7 protein-coding genes are annotated in these 4,826 nt (G+C 37.9%); 2 read left to right on the top strand and 5 right to left on the bottom strand.

Going from position 1 to position 4,826, the window contains the following annotated elements; translation table 11 throughout:
- Nucleotides 1-346, top strand: a 346-nt coding sequence (locus ABD76_RS02525; protein ID WP_197253583.1) for a transposase, incomplete at its 5' end; no start/stop codon positions are given.
- 202 nt (nt 347-548) lie between these two features.
- On the opposite strand, the gene ABD76_RS02520 is transcribed toward ABD76_RS02525, so the two are convergent.
- From ABD76_RS02520 to ABD76_RS30815, 5 genes are all read right to left on the bottom strand, one after another.
- Nucleotides 549-1,283, bottom strand: a complete 735-nt coding sequence (locus ABD76_RS02520) for an ABC transporter permease (RefSeq protein WP_197254017.1) — start codon at nt 1,281-1,283, stop codon at nt 549-551.
- Entirely contained in the window at nt 1,276-2,196 is a 921-nt protein-coding gene (locus tag ABD76_RS02515) for an ATP-binding cassette domain-containing protein (RefSeq protein ID WP_197254015.1), read from the bottom strand. Before ABD76_RS02515 ends, ABD76_RS02520 begins: the two co-directional genes overlap by 8 nt.
- Nucleotides 2,197-2,263: 67 nt before the next feature.
- A complete protein-coding gene (locus ABD76_RS02510) occupies nt 2,264-3,208 on the bottom strand; it encodes a sensor histidine kinase (protein ID WP_197254014.1) in 945 nt (314 codons plus the stop codon).
- A 31-nt stretch (nt 3,209-3,239) separates the two neighbouring features.
- The gene (locus ABD76_RS02505) at nt 3,240-3,938 is read right to left on the bottom strand and encodes a response regulator transcription factor (RefSeq protein WP_197254013.1); all 699 of its coding nucleotides are present in this window, start codon (nt 3,936-3,938) and stop codon (nt 3,240-3,242) included.
- A gap of 214 nt (nt 3,939-4,152) precedes the next feature.
- Nucleotides 4,153-4,212, bottom strand: coding sequence for an IS1/IS1595 family N-terminal zinc-binding domain-containing protein (locus tag ABD76_RS30815; protein WP_420901911.1), 60 nt, complete (start codon nt 4,210-4,212; stop codon nt 4,153-4,155).
- Nucleotides 4,213-4,280: 68 nt separating this feature from the next.
- On the opposite strand from ABD76_RS30815, the gene ABD76_RS02500 reads away from it, so the two are divergent.
- The gene (locus ABD76_RS02500) at nt 4,281-4,466 is read left to right on the top strand and encodes a hypothetical protein (protein WP_242069310.1); all 186 of its coding nucleotides are present in this window, start codon (nt 4,281-4,283) and stop codon (nt 4,464-4,466) included.
- Nucleotides 4,467-4,826 lie beyond the last annotated feature (360 nt).

Genomic DNA, 4,826 nt, shown 5'->3' with positions numbered 1-4,826 from the left:
CCGAAACAGAGCTAAACGGATTCAGCTAACGGGTTCTTACCGTCATCTGCAAAAGTTACGAACCCGCTGTGAGCATGTGTTTGCTGAAAGCAAAGTTGCGCATGGCATGGATCGTGCACGGAGCCGCGGACTCGACTGCATGCAAGAACAGGCGCTACTGACGGCGATCGTTCAAAATCTGAAAAGACTATGCCGGTTTGGGAAAAAGCGATCTCGAACTGGTATGTCGGCATGCCAAAAAACGAAATCCGTGATGACAGAGGCGTTGTCACGCCTACTCATTTCAGCGCTGGCTGAGTTGTTTTACTCGTTTTGCATGTCCATCAGACGGCTACAACTGCACTAATTCACCGGACTTTTAAATTAAACCTAAATTTCGAAAGCCCATAAGATTGAGGCGAGTGACCGGGTCAATAGCAAATTGAGATGTAAAAATAAGGGAATTAACCATGTTTGTTAGAGACAGGGAGTTTTACTGCATCTAAACCCTTAGCGCCAACAATGAAAAAGCCGCGAATTACGCGGCTCGTATCGATATAGTTGTAGTCTTATGATCCACTATGAACATCCATCTTCTGGAAATAAAAAACACCAACAATCAATGGAACGACGAAATAGACAGCTAACGAGAGAACAGAAGGTATAGATAATGGGAGACCGGATTCTGAAAACCTAAACCACTGGTCTGCTATACTGTGCAATGTTAAAGTGGCAGCAGTAGAGGGAAACAGGTGCCCGAGTTTGAAACTTGCCAATACTCCGCCTATTAGTGCGGTAGCAACTCCAAATCCCGTACTTAAAATATAATTTTTGCTTAAAATGGTAAGGAAAGCGGCAATAGGCACAAATGCAAATTCCATAATAATCAAAATAACATAGAAATGAATATATTTAATTACCATATCCATATGTAGGCCGGGAACATTCGTTAGTAAACCAAATATTATTGTAAAAATGAACGAGACTGTTATCGATGTGGCAATCAACATAAGGATTGCAAACATTTTACCGATAAAAAATTTATAGGCTGCATAGGGGTAGGCAAATAAATTGTTGATCGTTTTATCGAGGTATTCACTCGCAAAAACATAACCGGTGAACAAGGATGCGATCGCCGGTCCCATTAAGACCGACCAGAATACTGCATTATTAATTAAAGCTGTATGCCAGTCCTTTGCGTTAAACCCGCTTAGTATCGCAGTTATTAACGCAGCAAGCGGGATAACGATAAATACAAGCGACCTTTTAAGTTTAACGATTTCAGAATATAAAATGCTAAGCATACTTCTCACCCCCTGTTAATTTCAAGAAATATTCCTCAAGGGTATCTTTAGAGATTCTTATTTCAGTGACATCGATGTCATTTTGCACAAATATTTTGTTAATGATCGAGGAATTGTCCAGACTTTCGTAAATCCGAACGATTCCTGGCTCGATTACAGAATAATTTTCAATAGCAAAATGATTCTCCAATAAATAAGCGGCTTTTTTATCATCGCTTACTTTTGCTTCTATGAAGTGCCTGCTTCTTTCCTGTATGGCTTCATACCCTACCTCTTCAAGTAGATGCCCATTATTGATAATCCCGATTCTGGTTACCATTTGGTGAATTTCACTTAAGATATGACTGGATACGAGTATCGTTATTCCATGAGTTTTGGCCAAATCTATGATTAATTGCCTTATTTCCTTAATACCCACTGGATCAAGGCCATTTGTCGGCTCATCCAGTATTAAAAATTCAGGTTTATGAAGCAGCGCGCGAGCAATCCCTAATCTTTGCTTCATACCAAGCGAAAAACCCTTTACCTTTTTGTTAAGAACATGCTGCAGATTTACCAATTCCAATACTTCGTCAATTCTTTTTTTATCGGTTACTCTCATTAGTCTGCGATGCATTTCAAGGTTTTCCCGTGCGGTCAGATTCTGATAAGAGCCAGGAAACTCAATAATGGTGCCTATCCTTTCAAGAAAGTCTTTATTCCCTCTGGAAATTGGTTGTCCGAACATCTCCACAGTTCCGGATGTAGGATTGATCAGTCCTGTAATCATACGAATCAACGTAGTCTTCCCTGCACCATTTTTTCCGATAAACCCGTAAATATCACCTTTCTTAATCGACATAGTCACATTTTCGACGGCCGTAATATCTTTGTATTTCTTTGTTAGATTATAGGTCTTTAAGATATAGTCCACATTTAGTGACCTCCTTTCAACGAAGGTAACTATACCAAATAAATCTTTCTATGCTTTAATAAAAGACTTACATTTTTCTTACAGAGCTTTCATTGGCGTTTTTTAGAGAAAAAGAAAACACGGTTTTATCTTCAGGTTCACTTGTAACCGTTATACTTCCATTTTGTAATTCCACTAACCTCTTTACGATAGCAAGACCCAGCCCATTCCCCTTGAGGACTGGATTTCGTGAGTATTCTCCGGTATAAGTCCTTTCAAAAATATGTTCAATATTACTCTTACTTATTACTGTCCCTTTATTCCATATATCCAACCAAATCCAATCTTTTTCTTCTCTTAGTTCAATACCTACTATTTTTCCTTCTTTCCCGTAACGTAATGCATTGGAGAGTAAATTGCTTAGTATCCTCCTGATACTCATCGGATCACCCAGGACATAAAGCGGATAATCAGGGATATTTATTTTGGGGGTTATATCCTCTTTTTCAAAATCATAATAAAAGTCAAGCAGAGTTTCTTGGACAACTCCCGATAAATTAATCCGACTTATTTCTATAGCTATATCTTCTGCATCTATTTTTGCAAGTTCGAAGAAATATTCTATCAGGTTGGATATATCATTACCTTTTCGTTGGATAATGTTTACATATTCCTCTCGATCTTTTTCCGATAGCGTATCATTCTGTAACACATCAATATATCCTAACATAGAGGTTAAAGGAGTCCGTAAATCATGAGATATATTAGAAATCATCTTTCTTCTTTCTTCTTCTGTCCGCTTTGTTTTTACCTCCAGGTTATGTACTTGTTGCGTGAGATTATTTAAAGAAGCACAAAGTTCTCTAATACTTTTTGAGGCAGGTTCAACACGAAAATATTGATTGAAGTTTCCGGAACAAACCTCTATTAAAATATGATTTATCTTTTTTAGCCTTCTTTCAGTCCAGAACCATAAAGATAAAGAACCTATGAGTAAAAGACCTACTATAATCAATAAAAGCTCCAGTTCCATAAAATATCTCCCTATACAAGAATTCAAAAACCTAATCCTTTTTGAGTTTATAACCGATACCCCAGACGGTTTGAATATAAGTGGGGTTCGATGGATTATCTTCGATCTTCGAACGCAGACGGTTAATCTGTACCATGATAACATTATCATCCCCATAATAATCATCTTTCCAGATCTCCCTGTAGATCTGAGGTTTCGAGAAGATTTTATTAGGGTTTTCGATAAATAGTCTCAGGATTTCAAACTCTTTAACTGACAGGGAGATTGATATATCATCTTTGGATGCCTCAAAGGTGTCTACATTAAGCCGTAAGTCCTTAAATTTCAGAATATTGTTCGTTGTTTGGTTTGAGCTATTGAAAAGTACAAAACGGCGTATTTGCGCATTTACTCTGGCCAGCAGCTCTCCTACTGTGAAAGGTTTGGTAATATAATCGTCTGCTCCCAAATCCAACGCTTCAATTTTGTCTATTTCATCGGTTTTTGCAGACAAAATCAATACAGGCACATTTTTTTGCTTCCTGATGATTTCTATTAGTTCATAACCGTTTATTTCAGGCAGCATAAGATCTAGTATGATCAACTGATAATCATTGGAAGCAAATAATTCCAACGCTTCTTTTCCATTAAATGCAGAATGGACACAATAATTTTGTTTTTGCAGATATCTCGTTATGAGGTTAAGAATATCACAATCATCTTCAACAACCAGTATTTTGTGCTGATTCATCGATCTTCCTCCGGCTAGGTAATTCTTATATAAATGTTTCACGTCATATAACTAATCATATGCTTGAACGTCATGATTTAAAAGGTCATGACCTCTTTTCAGCCTCTTCGGTACGTTTTGCGAACAGCTTGGAAACAAGAAATCGAAGAAAATGTTTTCTTAGTTGGTAGTTGAAACCAAAAATTATTGTGATACAATATCATGGGGTATTTTGTTAAATCTTAAAGGTGCGCTTGCAAGATTGGCAAAGATAGCGTTGTCTTCCCTTGTACAGAACAAGTGTTTATAAGCACAATGCCTGTAAGCTGCGCCAAATAAAAACAGCGAGAGGAACGTGATGGTTTGAAGACTTTTCTAATTATTGTGGGAATTATTGCGGCGATTGTGATTTTACTTATCGTGGGTTTGATTACAGCGAGCAAGCGAATTGAGAAAAAGAATAAAAAATCGCAAGCAGAAATGGAGATGGCCAACTCTATACCGAAGGAGAAACAGCATTTGCTTGCCTACGGTGCCAATCTCCACTAGCGTTGCATCGAGCGGTTAGTTCATAATCTAATTTCAATTAACATCAATATATGATATATATTTACATCTGCAATGTCCGCGCTAAGTCTAAAAAAGTCGAGCTGGAAATAGACCCTACGCGTTATCCATTATATGTAAAAGTATTTTTCGTTTGTCATTACCTCACAATCAGTTTCGGCTTCATCGACTTCGTTGCCTTTTTCGGACGTCTCCCATTTCGCTTTGGTCGTCCCCTAGATGTTCGGGTCGGCTTGCGGTTGAGTGCAGCGATCAAATTTTCCCATGGTTTTTCCGCATAGATGCGAATCAACTGAAGGAGATCCCATGTCGACTTATTACAGTCCAATGTTAGTTTAATTA

Source organism: Paenibacillus dendritiformis (assembly GCF_015845845.1).
Lineage (GTDB): Bacteria > Bacillota > Bacilli > Paenibacillales > Paenibacillaceae > Paenibacillus_B > Paenibacillus_B dendritiformis_C.
This window is presented reverse-complemented; position numbering and strand designations above follow the sequence as displayed.

Excerpts from the sequence above, each read along its gene's own strand:
- ABD76_RS02510 (WP_197254014.1), bottom strand. The coding sequence starts at position 3,208 with ATGGAACTGGAGCTTTTATTGATTATAGTAGGTCTTTTACTCATAGGT.
- ABD76_RS02520 (WP_197254017.1), bottom strand. The coding sequence starts at position 1,283 with ATGCTTAGCATTTTATATTCTGAAATCGTTAAACTTAAAAGGTCGCTT.
- ABD76_RS02505 (WP_197254013.1), bottom strand. The coding sequence starts at position 3,938 with ATGAATCAGCACAAAATACTGGTTGTTGAAGATGATTGTGATATTCTT.